Source organism: Anoxybacter fermentans, assembly GCF_003991135.1.
GTDB classification, from domain to species: domain Bacteria; phylum Bacillota; class Halanaerobiia; order DY22613; family DY22613; genus Anoxybacter; species Anoxybacter fermentans.
This window is the reverse complement of sequence record NZ_CP016379.1, coordinates 2,945,858-2,965,278: the sequence shown is the minus strand read 5'-3', so window position 1 is coordinate 2,965,278 and position 19,421 is coordinate 2,945,858. Positions and strand designations below refer to the sequence as shown.

The window sequence follows — 19,421 nt, the reverse complement described above, 5'->3', positions numbered from 1 at the left end:
ACTAATTCACAGATAATAAAATATTACCAAAAAAAGATGCAGTCGTTTTTTAGACTGCACCATTTTTTTACAAAATTTTATTCAAGGAGGAAGGCCAGAATGCAGGAATTTATGAATAAACTTCAGACTGATCTGTTATTTTTCATTCAAATAGGGATGCTAGTAGTGCTCTTTATATTGGTCATTATTAATTCAATTCGTATTTCCAGGTTAAAAAAGAAATTAAAACAGATTACTCACAATCAGGATGGAAAGAACATAGAAACAATAATTAAAGATTACTATGGAGATATTGATAAGGTTAAAGAGACTCAGGCTAAAATTTTAACAAAACAACAGGAAATTGCAGCAATTCTTCAGCGGTGTATTACAAAAGTGGGAATGGTCAGGTTTAATCCTTTTAAAGATATGGGGGGAGACCAGAGTTTTGCCATTGCTCTTTTAGATAGAGAAAATAATGGAATTGTAATAAGCAGTTTATATGGCCGAACTAATTCCCGTTTTTATGGTAAACCTATTATAAAAGGTCAATCTTCCTATACTCTTTCTGAAGAGGAAAAAGAGGCAATTCGTCGTGCTATAGCAGGAAAAATTGACCAATAACCGGGACTTTTAACCCAATTCTATGTGGTATATAGTTAAGTTTTGCAGGAATTCCTTTTTGGTGTATCGAATAGTTATTTATTATGAGAATTACTAGGAAATTTAGTGGGGTGTAAATAGTGAGATGGAGAAGAACTAGAAAAAGGTTAAAAAAATATCTTTTTGAGCGTTTAACTCTCACTTTGATCCCACATTCCAGAGGTTCTATGCGGAGTATTCGGCTTCCGCGAATAGTTTTTATTTTTATAATCTTAAGTTTAGTAGCATATTTTGTCTCTGTTACATATCTTTATCAAAATTATTTTAACAGATATAAGCAAGCATTGGATACTATAGTTTCACTTCAAAAATTAAAAACGGAAAATATGACTTTGAAAACAGGATTAGCTCAGGTAGCAAAAGAAACAGAAAAGATGCGAAAGATTCTTTTAGAGTTAGAGAAAAAGGGTGAACATATTGAATCACTAATATCAGATACTTCAGTAGCAACAGAGACAAATGTAGTAAAAGATTTAATCCTTTTTAATTATAAGTTATTAGATGATGAAGGTATGCAACCTCTGGGTGGTGGAGAAGGAGAAGGGCTTTTAAAGAGTAATGGATTTGAACTATTGAGTCAGATCCGTGAAGAGTTAAGAATGCTCAGAGTAGAAATTCCACTTCAAAAAAGTATTCTGGAAGAATTGCAAATGGATGTAGAAGAATATAATGCTTTAATGGCCGCTACCCCCAGAGGATGGCCTTTAGATGATGATGGGAAGGGGTATATTTCTTCAGAGTTTGGTTTTAGAAAAGATCCAGTAACTAACGAACAGGCTTTTCATGAAGGTATAGATATCGCGGTCTGGTATGGTACACCGGTATTGGCAACGGCAGATGGAAAAGTTATATATGCTGGCTGGAAAAGTGGTTATGGTAAGGTTGTGATTATTGATCATGGCTATGGATATCAGACAGTCTATGGTCACAATAGTAAACTGGTGGTAAGAAAGGGCCAGAGGGTTAAGAGAGGAGATATTATCGCATATTCAGGAAATTCCGGAAAAAGTACAGGTCCCCATCTTCACTATGAAGTTAGAGTTAACGGTGTTCCAAAAAATCCTATAGAATTTATTAAATTTAGATGATAGGGGGAAAGTTAAATGTTCGGTAAAAAAAAGAGTAAAGAAAACCCGACACGTGTTGAAACGGTTATTGGTAAAGGTACAAGTATAAATGGTGACTTATACTGTAAAGGATCCCTTCGGGTAGAGGGAAAGATAGAAGGAGGAGAAGTTGTTGCCGCTGGTGATGTGTTTGTAGGTCAGGGTGGACGGATTGTAGCTAACATAAAAGGAAGGAATGTAATTATTGCTGGTGATGTTCGCGGTGATGTAGATGCCAAAGAGAAGCTGGAGATTGTTCCAACTGGTGTTCTTATAGGTGATATTGTAATGTCGACTCTGGTTATAGAAGATGGTGCAACATTTAAAGGTAAAAGTGAATCACGGAAAGGTACAGAGACCCAATCCAGTCTAATTGCGAAGGAATCAGCTGCAGCTACGAAAGAAGAGGAAAAGGGTAATAAAAACAAATAAATTCCTTAGTTCAGTGCTGCTCAGCCTTAGGGCTGGGCTTCTTTTACACTATGAGGAGGGTTTTAATGAATGAGATTTTTGTTTATAGTAAATCCCATAGCTGGACGGGGAGAAGGAAAAAAGAAATGGGAACAGATAAAAGTTGTAGTTGAAGAGTTAAAACTGGATTATGAAGTGGTTTTTACTGGAGAACCGGGTGAGAGTGTGTTTTTAGCAGAAGAGGGTGTGGCAAAAGGGTTTGATGTATTAGTTGCAGTTGGTGGAGATGGAACGGTTAATGAAGTTGTAAGAGGAATTATTGAAGCGGGGGCTAAAGGTGATGTCAAACTGGGTATTGTTCCGGCAGGTACCGGAAATGATCTGGTCCGCACTTTAGATATCCCCTTTAATATTAAAGAAGCGGTCCATGTATTAAAAAATGGACATGTAAAAAATATAGATCTGGGTAAAGTGAATGGCGATTACTTTTTAAATGTAGTAGGGATTGGCTTTGATGCGGCTGTAGCAGAGGAAATTAATAATAATATCCGTTGGCTAAAAGGAACAGCAGCTTATTTATATGGGATATTTAAAATGATATTTCAATATAAAAGTCCGGAGATGGTAATTAAGATCGATGATCGGGAATTAGAAGGGCGATTTTTTTTGGTAGCTATTGCTAATGCCAAATATTATGGTGGGGGAATGATGATTGCACCTGATGCAGATCCAGCAGATGGTCTATTTGATATTTGTGTTATAAAAGATGTAAGTCAGATGGAGGTACTTAAGGTATTACCTGCCCTCTTTAAGGGAAATCATGTAAAACATCCAGCAGTTAAAGTATACCGGGGTAGGAAAGTGTTCGTAAAATCTAAAAAAAGGGTTTTGGTACAGGCTGATGGGGAATTAAAGGGTACTGTACCGATGAGCTTTGAGATTGAAGCTAAAACTTTTCCGGTTCTGGTGCCTTAAGAAGTAGGTATTTTTAATACCTGATTTTATTGCAAAAAGCTAATTTTTCGCTCCTTGAGAAGTTTTTCGAACCATCTAAAGCTCGATTTCCGACGAAATAAGGCTTCCTAATCAAAGGGCCCTCCTGGCCCTTGATTAGCTCATCACCTCCTGTGATGAGGCCTTATTTCGTCGGAAATCTTGCTAAGATGATTTGGCGAAAAATTTCTATGTCGCTCAAAATTAGCTTTTTGCAGTTTAATTATACCTGCTTTTTTTTATACTCTTTGCAATAAATTAAGAAAGATCTATTAAAGTGCCCAAAGTATATGAAGTGTTAGATATTAAATTTCTATGTGTGAATACTTTAATTAAATAGTGAAAAAATAAAGAAAGAAACTTTAAGGAGGGAAAGTTATGAGTAAAGGAAGAGTTGTTGTTGATGACGAACTGAGAAATATTAAATCTGCTCTAGAGGAGCAGGGATATGAAGTTCTCGGTATGGATGCACTGGGCCAAAATCCCGATGCGGTAATCGTTAGCGGAATTGATGATAATTTAATGGGTATGCAAGGTATACAGGTTAAGGCTCCTGTGATTTCGGCTAGCGGAATGAATGCTAATCAAGTAATTAATGAATTGAATAAGAAGATAATGAAAACAAAATAAATTAATAATTTTACTGCAAAAAGCTAATTTTTCGCTTCATAAAGAAATTTTTCGAACCATCCTAAAGTTCGGCTGAAATCTTACTAAGATGGTTTAACGAAAAATTTCTATGGTGCTCAAAATTAGCTTTTTGCAGTTTAATCATTTTTAGATACAATAAAAAAGGACCGCTTTGGGATTTTCAATTGATTGAAAATTCCTTAAAGCGGCATATTTTTGTTATACTTTGTAATGTTTATTTTTAATGGCTGTTGATATTGTTATTCAGCTTGAGCCTGTTTCTGAAAAAATTCTCGAATTCCAGCCTGAATGCCGTAGGCGATAATATCTGCCATTTTCATTACCAGACTGAGTCTGGTACTTTGAAGAACAAAGTATTCCATATATCCACCGATATTAACTAGCCCAGTTAAGTGCATATTTCCGACAGGAGTTAATTCTTTATTTACCCCGGTTCCTGGTTTTAAGGGACCATCTTTGACATCTATCATTCCAACACTACTATGTCGCCCAAGCCCAGCATCAATAGCAATAATAAAAGGATAATGGTATGTAGTATGGATTTTTGCAATAGTTTCATCCAAATTGGCGGCATGAACCGGATTATCTAAATTACCGTAAACACGAATGTAAGGTAATTTGTATTGAGTTAATTTAGTTCCTACCAGTGGTCCCAAAGCATCTCCTGTAGAACGGTCAGTCCCGATACAGAGGATAATTGTAGGGTCGGTGATTTTAGATTTATATTTGTATAGAAAGCTGAGAATGGTGTCTTTTAGTTTCATTTGTGCTAAAGGAGTGTCCATGTGGATACGGGTTTCAGTTTTTGCTCCAGGTTTAAGTTTCATAGGCTGCCCTCCAATTCCATATTTATAATTAAGTATATGTAAGATTAAATGAATTTATAATGTTAATATATTCCTGAAATTCTTATCATATATTTTTAATAATATATGATAAGAAAAGGGGTTGGATTGCAATGAAGAAAAATAAAATGTCTTTATTGATGATATTAAAAATTGCTTTTACTTATATCGGAGCTATTATTGGGGCGGGATTTGCTTCAGGGCAGGAGATTTTTCATTTTTTTATTCAATATGGTAGGGAGGGCCTTATAGGATTAATTCTAGCAGGTCTGCTTTTTATTATAGGGGGAGTGTTTATACTCCAGCTTGCTCAGCGTTTTAAGGTAGATTATTATAAATTATTCTATCGTCTTTTGGGGAAAGGTTCGGGGTTTATGGTTGATTTGATTTATATTATATTTATTCTGGGGAGTATTTCAGTTATGTTAGCGGGAAGCGGTGTAATATTCCATGAAGCCTTAGGGGTTAGATATAGTTTAGGTGTTTTAATCACCTTATTCATAGTATTGGTTATTGTTTATTCTGGAGTGCGGGGAATATTTATGTTGAATACTTTTTTGATCCCCTTTTTGATCCTGGTAATTATTTATACGAGTTATATTCATTTAAATGTAGGACCAGTGGAAATTAACAGTTGTGTTGCTAATGTAAGTATTTTGCCCTGGTATATAAGTGGAATAGTTTATGTCTCTTTTAATCTTTTTCTCTCTATGGCTATTATGATCGATATAGGTTCTAAGGTACGAAATCCTGGTGTTCTTTTTTCAGGTGGAATTGTAGGTGGTGGACTTATAATGTTAATTTTATTATTGATGGGATTTGCGATGTATTATTCTTTAAATGATATAGGTTATGTAGAGATGCCTATGTTATTATTGGCAGATCAGACAGGGCCAGTGTTATACTTGATTTATATGATTGGACTTTGGTTTGCCATAATTACAACAGCGGTGGCAAATGTTTATGGATTTATTCATCGGGTAATGCCTTTGTTTAAGTTAAATTACTATAACAGTGCCATGCTGACTATTGTGGTAGTACTGCCATTGACAAGACTTGGGTTTGCCAATCTGGTTAAATATCTTTACCCGGTTTATGGAGTAGTGGCCCTTGGGGTTTTGGGGGTGATGGCGCTAAAAGTAGGGGTTAAAATTAAGTGAAGGTTTTTTTTAAAAGATTTTGTGAAGACTTATTATTGATTTTACTACAAAAAGCTAATTTTTCGCTTTATAAAGAAATTTTTCGAACCATCTAAAGTTCGATTTCTGTGTAATCCATGAGTTTTCGACCCATGGATTGGTTTATCATATTATGATAAAAACCGTATTTCTCCTTCAATTTTACTAAGATGGTTAACGAAAAATTTCAATAGCATTCAAAATTAGCTTTTTGCAGTTTAATCATATCTATAAAGTTTAGTATTGACTATGGTTGAAGTATGGAAAAAAGTATAGTAAAATAAAAGTAAAGGCAATATTAAAATTTAAGTCATATAATATATTAGAAAAAAGTGAAAAGGGTGAGGTTAATGGTAACTCCCGATAAAAGATTAATACTTAACAAGTATCCATTGAAAGAGTTGTTTGTTGAGATAACTGACAAATGTAATTTATTGTGTAAACATTGCTCTACTGAAGCTGGTCCTACAGGAGAACAGCAGTTAAATTTTAAAAAAATAGTAGAAATAATTGATGAAGCCTATAATTTGGGTGTTCGTTATTTTTGTATTTCGGGAGGAGAACCATTGCTTCATCCAGATGTATTTGAAATGATTGAGTATGCAAAAAAAAGAGGGATGAAAAAGGTTACTCTTTATAGTTGTGGTTATATTACAGGAAATCTACAAAAGAACAAAACTTTGTTAGAAAGGTTAGCTAGTTCTAAATTAGACAGGATTATATTTAGTTTGCATAGTTCAGATCCAATGATTCATGACCAAATTACTGGAATAAAAGGTAGTTATGAATTTGCGATTAAGGCTATTCAGTATGCTGTGACGAAAAAAATGAAAGTTGAGGTTCATTGTGTTCCTATGTCCTATAATTTTAAAACTATTCCTTCTCTATTGAGGTTATGTGAAAAACTTGGAGTAGAACAGTTAAGTTTATTGCGTCTGGTAAAACAAGGAAGATGCATGGATAATCCGGATTTAGTGATGTCTAAAAGGCAATTAAATGTTTTTAGAGAAATAATAAATAAATTGAAAAACGGTAATTATAAGACCCGGTTACGTTTGGGCGCTCCTTTTAATTGTTTATTTTTGGATAGATATACCAAATGTACTGCTGCATTATGCAAAATTTTAATATCTGCAGATGGTTCACTATTTCCGTGCGAAGCTTTTAAAACTTCAGCACGACCAGCTCCTAATATTTATAAGATGAGTTTATTTGAATATTGGAGCAAAGATCCATTACTTTGGAAATTAAGAGAAGATCGTCAGAAAATAACAAAAGCCTGTAAGGATTGTGAGAGTCTTGAAAAATGTCGCGGTGGATGTCCTGGGCAGAGGTATTTAATAGATAAAAATTTTACAAAAAAAGATCCTTTATGTTATTGGAAAGTAAATGGAGTAGAAAAAGTAGTATAGTTTATTAAATATTTTTATTTTTTATGATATATTTACAAAAAAATATAATAAAAACAAAAAGAGGTGAAATTAGTCGATGAACTTTCCTGGAACAAAAAGATCTGAGAAAAAAGTTAATTTATTTAAGTACTTTATTACGATAATTATTTCTTTTAGTACATTGCTTTTAGTATCATCTTTTTTGCCAAACATATTGGAACCAATTTTACATATTAAAATTCCGATAACTGTTTTAATAATTTATGCTAAAAATTGGTTAATAATTAATATTATTTATTTAATGTTATGTATGATAATTTTATTGACAATGATGGCAAGGGAAAAACATAGTAATGAAAATGGATTTCGTGAGGATATGTTATTATTTCGGTTATATAATGGAATTATATATATATTAACGATAGGAGCTGTTTTAATGGTACTGGTATTAGCTATTTATGTTCTTTGGTATGAGAAATAAAGTAAGGAGGATTTAAAGGTGTCTATAATTACCTCTAAAAAGAAAATAGAAAATTTTTTTGAAAAAGGTTTTAACGATAAATGTTTTTGTGGTTGGTCGTATGACTTACGTTTGGGGAATGAGGTTTTTATTACTTCTGAAAAAGAACCATTTATTCTTACTGATGAAAATCCTTTTGTAGTTATTAAACCTGGAGATTTTGCATTATTAATAACAGAGGAAGAGATAAAGTTAGACGAAAATCATATGGCATTTATTTCAGTAAAATTTACATATAAAAAGAGAGGCCTTATCAATATTTCTGGTTTTCACGTTGATCCGACATATAAGGGTAAGATTATCTTTTCTGTATATAATGCTGGACCCAATGATATTGTATTAAAAAAAGGACAACCAGTTTTTATGATCTTTTTTCAAGAACTGAAGAATAATTTGGGAGAAAGTTATTATAGAGGGGAAGAAAGTTGTTATAAAAATATCCCAGTAGAAATGATGACAGATATAAGGGGAGCGAGTGCTTCCCTATCAGAAAACGCGAGTAAAATTGAACGTCTTGAAAATACTTTAAAAATATATGGTGGTATTGCAATTGCTATAATAGGTGCATTATTAAGTTATATATTTGCAAATGGTTCAGGTTAATATTACAACAAAAGGGGCTGTCCCAAAAGTCCCTTTATAACCCCCAAAAGTAAATATTAAAAGAAAGGTGTTGTCAGAAATTTTTATAAAGATAACACCTTTTTTTTATGGTAAAATATAAATATGAAGAGGAAAAACCATAATAAAAAGACATTTATTGAATATAATATGAATCAGACAATGTTGCCTTTGAGTTTTGATGTGTTTATTCCTGAGAATCATTTAGTAAGGGTGGTAAATTCAGCTATAGAAAGGATGAATATTGAACCCCTGCTTGAAAAATATAAAGGTGGGGGTAGAAGCAGCTACCATCCGAAAATGATGCTTAAGGTTATAGTATATGCCTATACTCAGAGAATATATTCATCAAGACGAATTGCCAAGGCACTTCGGGAAAATATTTATTTTATGTGGCTTAGTGGTAACAATAAACCTGATTTTCGGACGATAAACCGATTCAGATCAGAGATCATGAAAGATGTTATTGATGAGGTATTTGCATCAGTATTGGAACTTCTTATAGAAGAAGGATATGTAAAGTTAGAGAATTACTTTTTAGATGGTACAAAAATAGAAGCTAATGCAAACAAATATAGCTTTGTCTGGAGAAAAGCGACAAAGAAGTACAAAGCAAGGCTTAGGGCAAAAATTAATGAACTTTTAAAAGAGATTGAGAAAACCAACGAAGAAGAGAATAGATTGTATGGGGATAATGACCTGGAGGAGATGGGTGAAGGAAAAGAAATAGATTCAAAGAAACTCGAAGAAAAAATTAAGGAACTTGAAGAACGTCTAGAAAAGAACTCCAAAGATAAGAAGTTAAAAAAAACAGTTAAAGAGCTCAAAGATAAATGTCTTCCTCGAATGAAAAAATATGAGCAGCAGGAAGAGATTTTAAATGGACGAAACAGTTATTCTAAAACAGATACTGATGCAACTTTTATGAGAATGAAAGAAGACCACATGAAAAATGGGCAATTGAAGCCCGCATATAATGTTCAGATAGGTACAGAGAATCAGTTTGTAGTTGGTTATAGTATTCATCAAAGGCCGGCAGATTCAAGATGCTTAATACCTCATTTAGAAAAAGTAAAAGAAGTTACAGGTAAGATTCCGGAAAATGTGATAGCTGATTCAGGTTATGGTAGTGAGGAAAATTATGATTACTTAGAGAAAGCCAATACTAATATTTATGTTAAGTATAATACTTTTCATAAAGAACAAAAGAAGAAGTTTAAAAATGATATATTTAAAGTAGAAAACTGGCCGTATGATAAAGAAAACGACGAGTTTATTTGTCCTGTTCAAAGAAGACTCATTTACTGTAAGACAAAAGAAATTAAGACTGAAAATGGATATACTAAACAAATTAGATATTACAAATGCGAAAATTGTGATGGGTGTGAGTTAAAAGAAAATTGTACCAAGGCCAAAGGTGATCGAGTAATAAGAATAAATTTTAAATTACGTGAATATAAGCAAAAGGTAAAGGAAAACCTTTGTTCCGATAAAGGTATGAAACTCCGTTCTCAAAGAGCAATTGAAGCGGAATCTGTCTTTGGAAGGATCAAAGGTAATTGGTCATTCCGGAGATTTCTGCTTCGTGGCCTTGAGAAAGTAAAAATTGAATGGGGTTTACTGTGTATAGCCCATAACCTGGCTAAACTGCAACAGTATAGAATGTCAGGTATGGGTTTTTATTTTCTTAACAGAAAAATTTTCAATGAATTTAAAATGAACAATGAAAAAAGGGGCCATGCCCAAAAGTAATTAATTACTTTTGAGACAGCCCCTTTATTATTTTCAGGAAAGTATTATTCCCTTTTAGGTAATATAGCTTCTATTTCCCTTAAATCTATAGGCTCTTTTCCCAATAGTAGAATTACTTTGGTCATATATTCAGGTATGTATTCTGGTTTATCTGATTTCCACCACTGTAATTCAAACCCCAACTCCTGTTTTACTAGATCAGTCACCAGGATTCCTGTTGACTCCATAGAAAAAGTACGCTTTTCAGGATTAACACACACTTTTTTTCCTTCTTTAAAAGCACACTTTTTACAGCCGATACAGTGGCCAGTATTTAAGAAGAAACCACCGATACGCTCACGGGCTTTATGACCTATTTGTGTCATCAAACGTGAGAGAAGGGTTTCTACTAAAACCCACCGTACATAATAGTTTCCTTTGAGTACTTTTTCAGGGTAGTAGCGGGTGAAAAGTCTGGCAAAAATTATAACTCCATCTGAGTATTTTTGTCGAAGTTCAGCAAAATCAGGGGCGTATGGTGGACAACCACCGTTTCGACTATAAAGTTTACATCCTTTACGGCAGGCTTTAAGGGTTGTTTTACGATCTATAGGGATATTTAAAGGATCTACCCTATGATAGCCAATCTGGATAGGATATTGATTACCTGAACAGGTTTTATGAACATATTCGAAAGTCGTAATTTCCGGTTTCAATAAAAACACCTCCTCATATTAGCGATTTCTTCACTTCTTAAGTAAATCCTGCGCAGGTGGGCAGGAAAAAGATAAAGCTGTCAAGAAGAATAATATGTTAACTGGCTTTGAATTGGGGGATACAGGATATACTAATAAAATGTAAAAGAATGAGAGGGGTGGCAAAAATGGATTTTGAAAAAAAAGAGGAGCTGTTTGAAAAAGGAAAGTCAGCATTGGAATTTGGAAGGCTAGATGAGGCAGAGGAATATTTTACTCAGATCCTTGAAGAGGAACCTGATGATGTTGCTGCACTGAACAAAATGGGGGTTATTTATATTTATCGAAAAGATAAGGAAAAAGCCAGAGAATATTTTGAACGCTGTCTGGAACTGGATCCTGAATATGTACCGGCTCTTAGTAATATGGGAAATCTAGAGTTAGAAGCTGGGAACATGAACAGGGCAGAGATGTTATATCGTCAGGCATTGCGGTTTGACCCTCAGTATGGCCCAGCCCACAATAATCTGGCCCATATATTAAAAAAGACAGGGCGAGTTTCAGAAGCTGTTAGTCATATGAAAAAGGCTCAGAAAGCAGGGACTTTCTCTATTGATTATAATTCCAGCAGCACTCAAAAGGTTAATAAAGGCTGCTTAACAATAATAATTTTAAGTATTATTGTAGCTATATTGTGGTATTTAACTAAATAAGGAGGTTGAAATCCGGGTGGTTGAAGAACTCTGGAATCAATTAAAAGAAAGTATTTTAATAAAATATTTTTCACCTGAAAATCTGTTGGATTATTTATTGGTAATTATCAAAATATTGGCTATTATTGTAGTCAGCCAAATTACTATGCGATTTATTAAGTTTTTTATTGAGAAAATTTTTCAAGACCACCATATTAAGGGATTTGCTTATAATCCCCGGCGGGCTCAGACATTGAAGTTTTTGACTATCAGCGTTCTACGTTATTTGATATACTTTATCGCTGGAGCTATGATTCTTGGTGTTCCTATTTCTTCTATTGTGACCGGGGCCGGGATTTTGGGTTTAGCAGTAGGTTTTGGTGCGCAAAATCTTGTGCGTGATGTTATTTCCGGATTTTTTATTCTTTTTGAAAACCAATTCAGTGTGGGAGATCATGTACGGATTGGCGATATTGAGGGAATTGTAGAAGAGATCGGCTTAAGAACCACCCGGATTAAGAATTTTCAAGGACAGGTTCATATTATTCCTAATGGAGAGATTCAAATAGTTACCAACTTTCTTGCAGCTGACAGTATCAGAGTTATGTTTGATGTAGGAGTTTCTTATGAAGAAGATGTAGATCGGGTTATTGCTGTTTTAGAGAAACTTTGTGAAAAGTATGCCAGTGAAAATAAAGAGAGGATTGTAGAAGGGCCGAAAGTTTTGGGAGTTCAGGAATTGGGTGATTTTGCAGTTTTAATTCGCATTCTGGCCCGGACTGTGCCGATGGAACAGTGGAGTGTAGAAAGAGAGCTTAAACGGTTGATTAAAAAAACCTTTGATGTAGAGGGTATTGAAATTCCTTATCCAAAACGTGTTATTTATATTAAGGAGGATTTGGGAGAGAAAAATTCTGATGGGATGAATGAATACTCTGATTATATTACAAAAAGCTAATTTTTCGCTTAAGGAGAAATTTTTCGAACCATCTAAAGCTTGATTTCAATCGAAATAAGACTTCCTAAGCAAAGGGCCCTTCTGGCCCTTGATTAGCTCATCACCTCTTGGAATGAGACCTTATTTTGAATTCAATCTCGCTAAGATGGTTTATCGAAAAATTTCTATATCTCTCAAAATTAGCTTTTTGCAGTATAGCCATGAATATTCTTTTAAAAATTAATTTTTACGGGAGGTGTCGTCGGTTGGAACTGCATCTGGGTGATATTGCTCAACTCAAAAAGAAACATCCCTGCGGTAGTGATCAATGGGAGATTATTAGAGTGGGTATGGATATTCGGATTCGCTGCCTGGGTTGCGACCGGGTGGTATTGATTCCGCGCCGGAAATTTGAAAAATCAGTAAAAAAGATAATAGGAAGAATAGAGGAAGATAGTTAAGGAGGTGAAAGGGATGGCAGTTCGTATTGGGCTAGTTGGATTGCCTAATGTAGGCAAGTCAACCCTTTTTAATGCATTAACGGGAGCCAGTGTCAGTGCAGAAAATTATCCTTTCTGTACCATTGATCCCAACGTGGGTGTTGTTCCAGTTCCTGACTACCGTTTAGAGAGGTTGACTGAAATTTATCAACCAAAAAAAACTGTGCCGACCACCATTGAATTTGTCGATATTGCAGGATTGGTGAAAGGAGCTAGCAAAGGAGAAGGATTGGGCAACCAGTTTCTTGCTCATATTCGGGAAGTGGATGCCATTGCCCATGTTGTAAGATGTTTTGAAGGTTTAAACGTAACCCATGTAGAGAAAGAATTGAATCCGATTAGGGATATTGAGATAATTAAAACAGAATTATGCCTGGCTGACCTGGCTACAGTGGAAAAACGCTATGATAAAACCGAAAGGATGTTGAAGACAGGTGATCCAATTTACAAAGAAGAGTTAAAGCGGTTAGAGCGTTTTAAGAATGAGTTAAATCAGGGAAGGCAGATTAATGAGATTGATTTAGATGAGATAGAGGAACGGTTGGTTCGTGAACTTCACCTTTTGACAGCAAAAAAAATTTTATATATAGCAAATGTTTCAGAAGGAGAAGTTCCAGAAGAAAATCAATATTTTAAACAGATTAAAAGCCTGGCAGAAAGGGAAGGGACAAAAGCTGTTGCTATCAGTGCCAAAATTGAAGCTGATCTGGCTGAATTAACACCTGAAGAGGCCAGTTTATTTAAAAAAGAACTGGGAATTGAAAAGACAGGTCTTGATCAATTAATCCAGGCCAGTTATCAACTTTTGGACCTGATTACTTTCTTTACAGGAAATGATAATGAAGTACATGCCTGGACATTAGAAGATGGAGCTACAGCACCGGAAGCTGCTGGAAAAGTACACACCGATATGCAGAAAGGTTTTATTTGTGCTGAAGTAATTAATTTTGCTGATCTTGATCAATTGGGTTCATTAGCAAAAGCCAGGGAAGAAGGGAAGTTGCGCATAGAGGGGAAAGATTATCTTGTTAAAGATGGGGATATATGCTATTTCAGGCATCGCTGACGGACTGACTCCCTATTTTATATCCATTTCCCAGAGTTGATTTGATGAATCTATCTTATTCCTTTTTGCTAATCTTCGAGGGTGTTTCTTTTTAACTTTACGCTGTGGTCTTAAGGATATTTAGTTCCTTGCAAAATCTATAAACTTTTTTATGATTGATTTGAAAGTCATAATCCTGTTGAAGACATGCTGTTAATTTGCGGTATCCATAAGGGAATTCATCACCTACAATAAATTCACATAACCACTCTTCAATCTGTTCATCAGGAACTTTTTACTTCTTTATTTGTTAAAGAATAACCAGATATAGGTCTTCCTGAAGTTCTTGAGTTATTAGTTTGTTTTTTTTAGTTTTTTGAAATTATTCCTTCCAGATGAAGAAATAGAAACTAGATATGGAGTAAAATGGGATAAACAGCAGAATAGCGAGTATTTCAAGGAATTAGCAAAAGAAATAGGTTTTAATTTAATAAGTGAATGGTATAAGGATAAAATTTTCTATTTTAAAGATGGAGAAAAATGTATAGAGGTACTTCCGATAGTAGTGGGTATGCGGTTTGTCAATCGCAATACGTTAGGCGAAACACATTGGGCTGTAATGTATATGAACTTTGTCGATTAACGAAAGGAGAATTTAGAGGTTATGAGTTAGAAACTTCTTTTTCAATATACTTTTTGATAGTTTTAAAATCATGTCCAGTAATTTTGGCAATTTTTCTCAAAAATACCTTTTCAATAAGTTTTTTGATAGAATATACTTGTTCCATTGTTAGCATTCTTTCTATTACCTCCTTTAGCTATTGGCATAACTAAAGGATAATATTTTTTGAGGATGCTGGCAGTGTTTTTTATTTTTTCTAATTCAATAAAGGGAACGGTATCGAATCTTGAGCCAATCAAACTTGGGTTGGTAACTAACAAGAAACAGAAAGAGAAAAGGAGTTATTAAGAATGATATTAAAAGTAAATGATTTAACCAAGGTTTACAGGAATAATAGAAAGGAAGAACTAGCACTAGATTCAATTAATTTTCACGTAAATGAAGGAGAAATTTTTAGTATTTTAGGGGAGAACGGTGCAGGAAAGACTACTTTAATAAAATTGATGACAAATTTACTAACCCCATCGAAAGGAGAAATTTTATATCAGGGCAAAAACATTACAATGATGGGTAAAGATTATTATAAAAAAATAGGAGTAGTTCTTGAAGGAAATAGAAATCTTTATTGGTATTTATCAGCGTATGAAAATATATATTATTTTGGTAGACTGTTGGGGTTGAATAAAAATACAATTGAAAACAGGGCTAATGAATTGTTGGGTTTTTTTGGATTATATAATGAAAAAGATAAAAAAGTAGGAAATTTTTCTAGAGGTATGCAGCAAAAATTAGCAATTATAATTTCATTGTTACATGAACCTAAAATATTGTTTTTAGATGAACCAACTTTAGGGTTAGATGTGTTGTCTAAAAGAGATATGATTAAAAAGATACGATATCTTTCAAGGAATGATAATGTAACAGTTATCATTACTTCACATCAATTGGATGTTATTGAGAAAGTAGCAGATAGAGTATTAATACTAAAAAAAGGCAAAATAGAATTTTTAGATACAGTTTTTAGTTTAAAAAAAATATATTCAAATAATAAATACATAATTAAGGTAGAAAAAATTTTGGACGAGAGTTATATTAAAAATTATTTTAATAAATTTAACATTACTTATAGTGGAAATACTACACAAATAGAAGCTTATGTTGATGATTATAATTTCATAAATAAATTTTTAGAGTGTATGATTAAAAATGACATTTGTATTAATAATGTTTCTAAAGATAGTAATAGTTTAGAAGATATTATGTATACTTTTTTAAAACCTGGGAGTGATAAGGTTGAATCTATTTAATATTTTCAAAGCTGAGTTAAATAAATATTGGATTGAAATAAAAACCTATTATCCCGATCATATAGTAAATATAATTGTAACTTATATTTTTTTCACAGGTTTTTTCCTTGGATTTAGAAATAATAGTATGATTGATGACAGTTATTATATTGGATTTTTATATTGGTTTTTTGTAAGTAATGTGATAAGTGAAGCGTCTGTTTCGATATCCTTTGAAAAACAAATAGGTACATTAGAACAATTGATTTTAAAACCAGTATCATTAGAAGTTATATGTTTGGTAAAAACTTTAGTATGGTTAATGATTACATCAATTAAAGCTATTATCTTATTATTAATCATTAAATTGACATTACCTATAAATATAGTATTTGATATAAAAGTAGTTCCAATATTAATAATTACATTAACTGGGTTATTAGGTTTTAGCTTGTTATTAGCAGGTTTAACCCTCAGATTTACTAAAACAGCTTCTTTTGAATCTATTTTGTCCTATATCCTATTATTTTTTACAGGGGCAATAGTTAATATCGACAATATGCCAAAATTAGTCAGATTTATTAGCAAAACTTTGCCATTAACAAATGGGATATTAATTTCTCAAAGATTAATAAATAATGAAAGTGTATCTATTAGTCAAATATTTTCATTATGCTTAAATAGTTTATTATATTTAGTAGTCGGTATATTGCTTTTTAAATATATTAATAAAAAAAGTAAAACTGAAGGAATATATAATGAATATTAAAATTAATGATTAAACTGCAAAAAGCTAATTTTGAGTGCCATAGAAATTTTTCGTTAAACCATCTTAGTGAGATTTCAGTCGAAATAAGGCCTCATCACAGGATGTGATGAGTTAATCAAGGGCCAGGAGGACCCATTGATTAGTGTGTCTTATTTCGATTGAAATCGAATTTTAGATGGTTCGAAAAATTTCTTTTGAAGTGAAAAATTAGCTTTTTGCAGTAAAATCATTTAAAACATGTGAAATTATAACTCATATTCCGCATAACTGATTTTTCCAATTAGATAATTAATACTTGACAAATGAGGACAAATAATGGTATAATGCCAATGTTATAAACTATCCATGCTCCGTACTATGGATATGGAGCCATACGGCCAAATGGAGGAGGTGAAAGGAATGAGAAAGTACGAAACTACCTTTATCCTTAATCCGGAACTGGAAGAATCAGCAATTGGGGAATTGATCGAAAAGATCAAAGGTATTATTACCAACAACAACGGTGAAGTAGTTAATGTTGATAACTGGGGAGTTAGGAAACTGGCTTATGAGATTAAAAAACATAATTCCGGTTACTACTCCGTAATCCAGTTTAATGGTACTTCTGAAACCGTTGCTGAGTTGCAAAGAAACTTCCGGATTATGGATAATGTTTTGAGACATATTATTGTTCGTCTGGATGACTAGTTTTAAAGAATTGCATTTTTAAGGAGGGGTTTGCAAATGTTAAATCGGGTTATTTTAATTGGGCGTCTGACAAGGGATCCTGAACTCCGCTATACTACCAGCGGTATTGCAGTAGCTACTTTTGCCCTTGCAGTGGAGCGTCCTTTTACTAATCAAAGTGGTGAACGTGATGTTGATTTTATTGATATTGTTATTTGGCGTAAGTTGGCTGAAACATGTGCCAACCATTTAGGTAAAGGACGCTTAGTTGCAGTAGAAGGACGTTTGCAAACTCGCTCCTATGACGACAGCAACGGTATTCGGCGTAAAGCGGTAGAGGTTGTTGCTGATAGTGTACGTTTTTTAGATTGGCCTAAGAATACATCTTCTTCAAATGACTATGATGATCAGGAATTTAATGGTTTTGATGATGATATCGATGTTCCATTCTAATCTAAAGGAGGGAAAATGGTAATGGCCCGTGGAAGAAAAAGACGCAGAAAGTCTTGTTCTTTCTGTCTTGATAAGATAGAGGCTATTGATTATAAAGACGTTAACCGTCTTAGAAGATATATAACTGAGCGTGGTAAAATTTTGCCTCGTCGGATTTCCGGTAACTGTGCCCGACACCAGCGTCAATTGACCAGAGCGATTAAAAGAGCCCGGAATATTGCTTTGCTACCTTTTACAGTGGAATAATGAGAATTATAAAAATGGAGGTTAATTTATTAACCTCCATTTTTATAATTCAGGTTTTTGCTTTACATTGCAGGACTTTCTCCATATTTTAACGAAATGTATCTGTGGTTAATTAGAAATCGAAAGGGGAAAAAGAATGAAGCCTATTCAAAACGGAAATCTTAAACTAAATATAACAAAAAATTTAAAAACTATTGAATGGTTAAAGGCTGAATTGATAGATGGAGTTTCATCTCTTTTTAAAGCCATGATCCCCAATCAAGAGAAAAAAATAATTAATGCATTGGTTAGATTGATTATAGCTGCATATACATTGAGTCGAAGATTAGGAATTTCTTATGAACGGTTGGAAGAGGAATTAGATGAACAAATCCAAAAACTTATTGATGATCATCATGAAATTGAAAAATGGTTTGGAGATTTAAGTGCCTTACAGGACCATTTGCAGAATAGAAAGAATTTTTAAAAAGGTGGGTGTTGGGCTAATGGGTGAAGAAATAAAAGCTAAAGAAAGGCGTGACATATTTCTGGTTGGAATTTTAGGTGGGATTTTTAGCCTGGGTGTGGTCCGGATTCCAGAATTGATAATTCAATTAATATTTTTGATTGTTATAATGCCATTACCTTATATTTATTTATTAAATAAATATGGACACCGTTCGGGAACTTTAGCTATTATTTGGACAGGAATGTTCAATAGTTTATTTTTTGGTTTTATGGGTCTGGTTATTGCTCTGATCAGTTTTGGTTTATTAGGAGTAACAATTGGTGGAGCATTTTATGAAAAGATTAAACCATCCCGAACTGCTTTAATTTCAGTAATTGCCTCAGGTATTTCAGGTTTATTATTTTATTATCTAGCTTATAGATATGGAATAATTCAATCTATGAAAGGATGGTTTATAGAAAGTGTAAATATATGGGAAGAAATTTTAAGGACTGAAATACCGATTAATTTGAAAAGAAAGATTGTGGATGATATAATGACAATAATACCGGGAATGACTATTATTATATTTATTTTTTTCGGTTTGATTACCTATTATCTGTCTGCCGCTTTACTACGCTATCGGGGTTTTGATATTCCTAAGCTCAAACCGATCAAAAAATGGATGTTTCCTCGGTGGATTGCTTTTCTATATTTTCTCTTCGAGATTATGCCAAAAGACCCGGTATCCGTAAATGTTATATTTATTTTGACTTTTATTTTGATGAGTGAAGGGATTGCAGTTGTAGTTTATTATGGTGATAAGTGGGGAATTTACTCATGGATTCGAAATACGATAATCGTTATAGGCATTATGTTATTTAGTATCAGCTTTTTTATATTAGGACTTGTAGACAACCTCTTTCAATTGAGGGGGTTTAAAAAACAGGAAGAATAGGAATGTTGGTATCAATTGTTAGGTAAATAAAGATTG

At 33.3% G+C, this 19,421-nt stretch carries 25 protein-coding genes; 21 read left to right on the top strand and 4 right to left on the bottom strand.

The features are described from left to right. The first annotated feature begins 99 nt into the window (after positions 1-99). The 5 genes from BBF96_RS13455 (at position 100) to BBF96_RS13435 (ending at position 3,782) form a co-directional block, all read left to right on the top strand. Positions 100-603, top strand: coding sequence for a DUF4446 family protein (locus tag BBF96_RS13455; RefSeq protein ID WP_164731077.1), 504 nt, complete (start codon positions 100-102; stop codon positions 601-603). Positions 604-722: 119 nt separating this feature from the next. Next, positions 723-1,730: a M23 family metallopeptidase gene (locus BBF96_RS13450; protein ID WP_127017646.1), complete on the top strand. Its 1,008-nt coding sequence runs from the start codon at positions 723-725 to the stop codon at positions 1,728-1,730. Between the two features lie 15 nt (positions 1,731-1,745). Then, a complete protein-coding gene (locus BBF96_RS13445; RefSeq protein ID WP_127017645.1) occupies positions 1,746-2,180 on the top strand; it encodes a bactofilin family protein in 435 nt (144 codons plus the stop codon). 69 nt (positions 2,181-2,249) lie between these two features. After that, a complete protein-coding gene (locus BBF96_RS13440; protein WP_127017644.1) occupies positions 2,250-3,134 on the top strand; it encodes a diacylglycerol/lipid kinase family protein in 885 nt (294 codons plus the stop codon). 396 nt (positions 3,135-3,530) lie between these two features. Next, positions 3,531-3,782, top strand: coding sequence for a YkuS family protein (locus BBF96_RS13435; RefSeq protein ID WP_127017643.1), 252 nt, complete (start codon positions 3,531-3,533; stop codon positions 3,780-3,782). A 260-nt stretch (positions 3,783-4,042) separates the two neighbouring features. Here the strand turns inward: BBF96_RS13435 and yyaC are convergent, their stop codons facing one another. Then, complete coding sequence (gene yyaC, locus BBF96_RS13430; protein WP_127017642.1) at positions 4,043-4,630, bottom strand: spore protease YyaC; 588 nt, start codon at positions 4,628-4,630, stop codon at positions 4,043-4,045. A 131-nt stretch (positions 4,631-4,761) separates the two neighbouring features. Between yyaC and BBF96_RS13425 the strand changes: the two genes are divergently transcribed. The 5 genes from BBF96_RS13425 (at position 4,762) to BBF96_RS13405 (ending at position 10,110) form a co-directional block, all read left to right on the top strand. Continuing rightward, the gene (locus tag BBF96_RS13425) at positions 4,762-5,808 is read left to right on the top strand and encodes a YkvI family membrane protein (RefSeq protein WP_127017641.1); all 1,047 of its coding nucleotides are present in this window, start codon (positions 4,762-4,764) and stop codon (positions 5,806-5,808) included. Positions 5,809-6,176: 368 nt separating this feature from the next. Continuing rightward, the gene (locus BBF96_RS13420; RefSeq protein WP_164731076.1) at positions 6,177-7,238 is read left to right on the top strand and encodes a radical SAM/SPASM domain-containing protein; all 1,062 of its coding nucleotides are present in this window, start codon (positions 6,177-6,179) and stop codon (positions 7,236-7,238) included. A 76-nt stretch (positions 7,239-7,314) separates the two neighbouring features. Continuing rightward, complete coding sequence (locus BBF96_RS16500) at positions 7,315-7,698, top strand: hypothetical protein (protein WP_164731075.1); 384 nt, start codon at positions 7,315-7,317, stop codon at positions 7,696-7,698. An 18-nt stretch (positions 7,699-7,716) separates the two neighbouring features. Then, positions 7,717-8,340: a dCTP deaminase domain-containing protein gene (locus BBF96_RS13410; protein WP_127017638.1), complete on the top strand. Its 624-nt coding sequence runs from the start codon at positions 7,717-7,719 to the stop codon at positions 8,338-8,340. Between the two features lie 123 nt (positions 8,341-8,463). After that, on the top strand, positions 8,464-10,110 hold the full coding sequence (locus tag BBF96_RS13405; RefSeq protein WP_418654992.1) for an IS1182 family transposase: 1,647 nt from the start codon (positions 8,464-8,466) through the stop codon (positions 10,108-10,110). A 44-nt stretch (positions 10,111-10,154) separates the two neighbouring features. On the opposite strand, the gene BBF96_RS13400 is transcribed toward BBF96_RS13405, so the two are convergent. Then, the gene (locus tag BBF96_RS13400) at positions 10,155-10,805 is read right to left on the bottom strand and encodes a DUF2284 domain-containing protein (protein ID WP_164731074.1); all 651 of its coding nucleotides are present in this window, start codon (positions 10,803-10,805) and stop codon (positions 10,155-10,157) included. Between the two features lie 167 nt (positions 10,806-10,972). Between BBF96_RS13400 and BBF96_RS13395 the strand changes: the two genes are divergently transcribed. The 4 genes from BBF96_RS13395 (at position 10,973) to ychF (ending at position 13,979) form a co-directional block, all read left to right on the top strand. Continuing rightward, complete coding sequence (locus BBF96_RS13395; protein ID WP_164731073.1) at positions 10,973-11,497, top strand: tetratricopeptide repeat protein; 525 nt, start codon at positions 10,973-10,975, stop codon at positions 11,495-11,497. 16 nt (positions 11,498-11,513) lie between these two features. Beyond that, complete coding sequence (locus tag BBF96_RS13390; protein ID WP_127017635.1) at positions 11,514-12,434, top strand: mechanosensitive ion channel family protein; 921 nt, start codon at positions 11,514-11,516, stop codon at positions 12,432-12,434. 245 nt (positions 12,435-12,679) lie between these two features. Further along, positions 12,680-12,874: a DUF951 domain-containing protein gene (locus tag BBF96_RS13385; protein WP_236777824.1), complete on the top strand. Its 195-nt coding sequence runs from the start codon at positions 12,680-12,682 to the stop codon at positions 12,872-12,874. Positions 12,875-12,887: 13 nt separating this feature from the next. After that, positions 12,888-13,979 (top strand): redox-regulated ATPase YchF, encoded by a 1,092-nt coding sequence (ychF, locus tag BBF96_RS13380; RefSeq protein WP_127017633.1) that lies wholly within the window; start codon positions 12,888-12,890, stop codon positions 13,977-13,979. A gap of 97 nt (positions 13,980-14,076) precedes the next feature. Here the strand turns inward: ychF and BBF96_RS17530 are convergent, their stop codons facing one another. Then, complete coding sequence (locus BBF96_RS17530) at positions 14,077-14,211, bottom strand: transposase (RefSeq protein ID WP_418655024.1); 135 nt, start codon at positions 14,209-14,211, stop codon at positions 14,077-14,079. A 409-nt stretch (positions 14,212-14,620) separates the two neighbouring features. Continuing rightward, on the bottom strand, positions 14,621-14,755 hold the full coding sequence (locus BBF96_RS17170) for a hypothetical protein (protein ID WP_257791992.1): 135 nt from the start codon (positions 14,753-14,755) through the stop codon (positions 14,621-14,623). A 175-nt stretch (positions 14,756-14,930) separates the two neighbouring features. Here BBF96_RS17170 and BBF96_RS13365 point away from each other — a divergent pair, with 175 nt between their 5' ends. The 7 genes from BBF96_RS13365 (at position 14,931) to BBF96_RS13335 (ending at position 19,385) form a co-directional block, all read left to right on the top strand. After that, positions 14,931-15,887, top strand: a complete 957-nt coding sequence (locus BBF96_RS13365; RefSeq protein WP_127017631.1) for an ABC transporter ATP-binding protein — start codon at positions 14,931-14,933, stop codon at positions 15,885-15,887. After that, positions 15,874-16,635 (top strand): ABC transporter permease, encoded by a 762-nt coding sequence (locus tag BBF96_RS13360; protein WP_164731072.1) that lies wholly within the window; start codon positions 15,874-15,876, stop codon positions 16,633-16,635. Before BBF96_RS13365 ends, BBF96_RS13360 begins: the two co-directional genes overlap by 14 nt. A 399-nt stretch (positions 16,636-17,034) precedes the next feature. Beyond that, positions 17,035-17,322: a 30S ribosomal protein S6 gene (gene rpsF, locus BBF96_RS13355; RefSeq protein ID WP_127017629.1), complete on the top strand. Its 288-nt coding sequence runs from the start codon at positions 17,035-17,037 to the stop codon at positions 17,320-17,322. Positions 17,323-17,358: 36 nt separating this feature from the next. Continuing rightward, positions 17,359-17,754: a single-stranded DNA-binding protein gene (locus tag BBF96_RS13350; protein ID WP_127017628.1), complete on the top strand. Its 396-nt coding sequence runs from the start codon at positions 17,359-17,361 to the stop codon at positions 17,752-17,754. A 15-nt stretch (positions 17,755-17,769) separates the two neighbouring features. After that, on the top strand, positions 17,770-18,000 hold the full coding sequence (gene rpsR / locus BBF96_RS13345; protein ID WP_127017627.1) for a 30S ribosomal protein S18: 231 nt from the start codon (positions 17,770-17,772) through the stop codon (positions 17,998-18,000). 136 nt (positions 18,001-18,136) lie between these two features. Further along, positions 18,137-18,466, top strand: coding sequence for a MazG-like family protein (locus tag BBF96_RS13340; RefSeq protein ID WP_127017626.1), 330 nt, complete (start codon positions 18,137-18,139; stop codon positions 18,464-18,466). Between the two features lie 19 nt (positions 18,467-18,485). After that, positions 18,486-19,385, top strand: coding sequence for a DUF2232 domain-containing protein (locus tag BBF96_RS13335; RefSeq protein ID WP_127017625.1), 900 nt, complete (start codon positions 18,486-18,488; stop codon positions 19,383-19,385). Positions 19,386-19,421 lie beyond the last annotated feature (36 nt).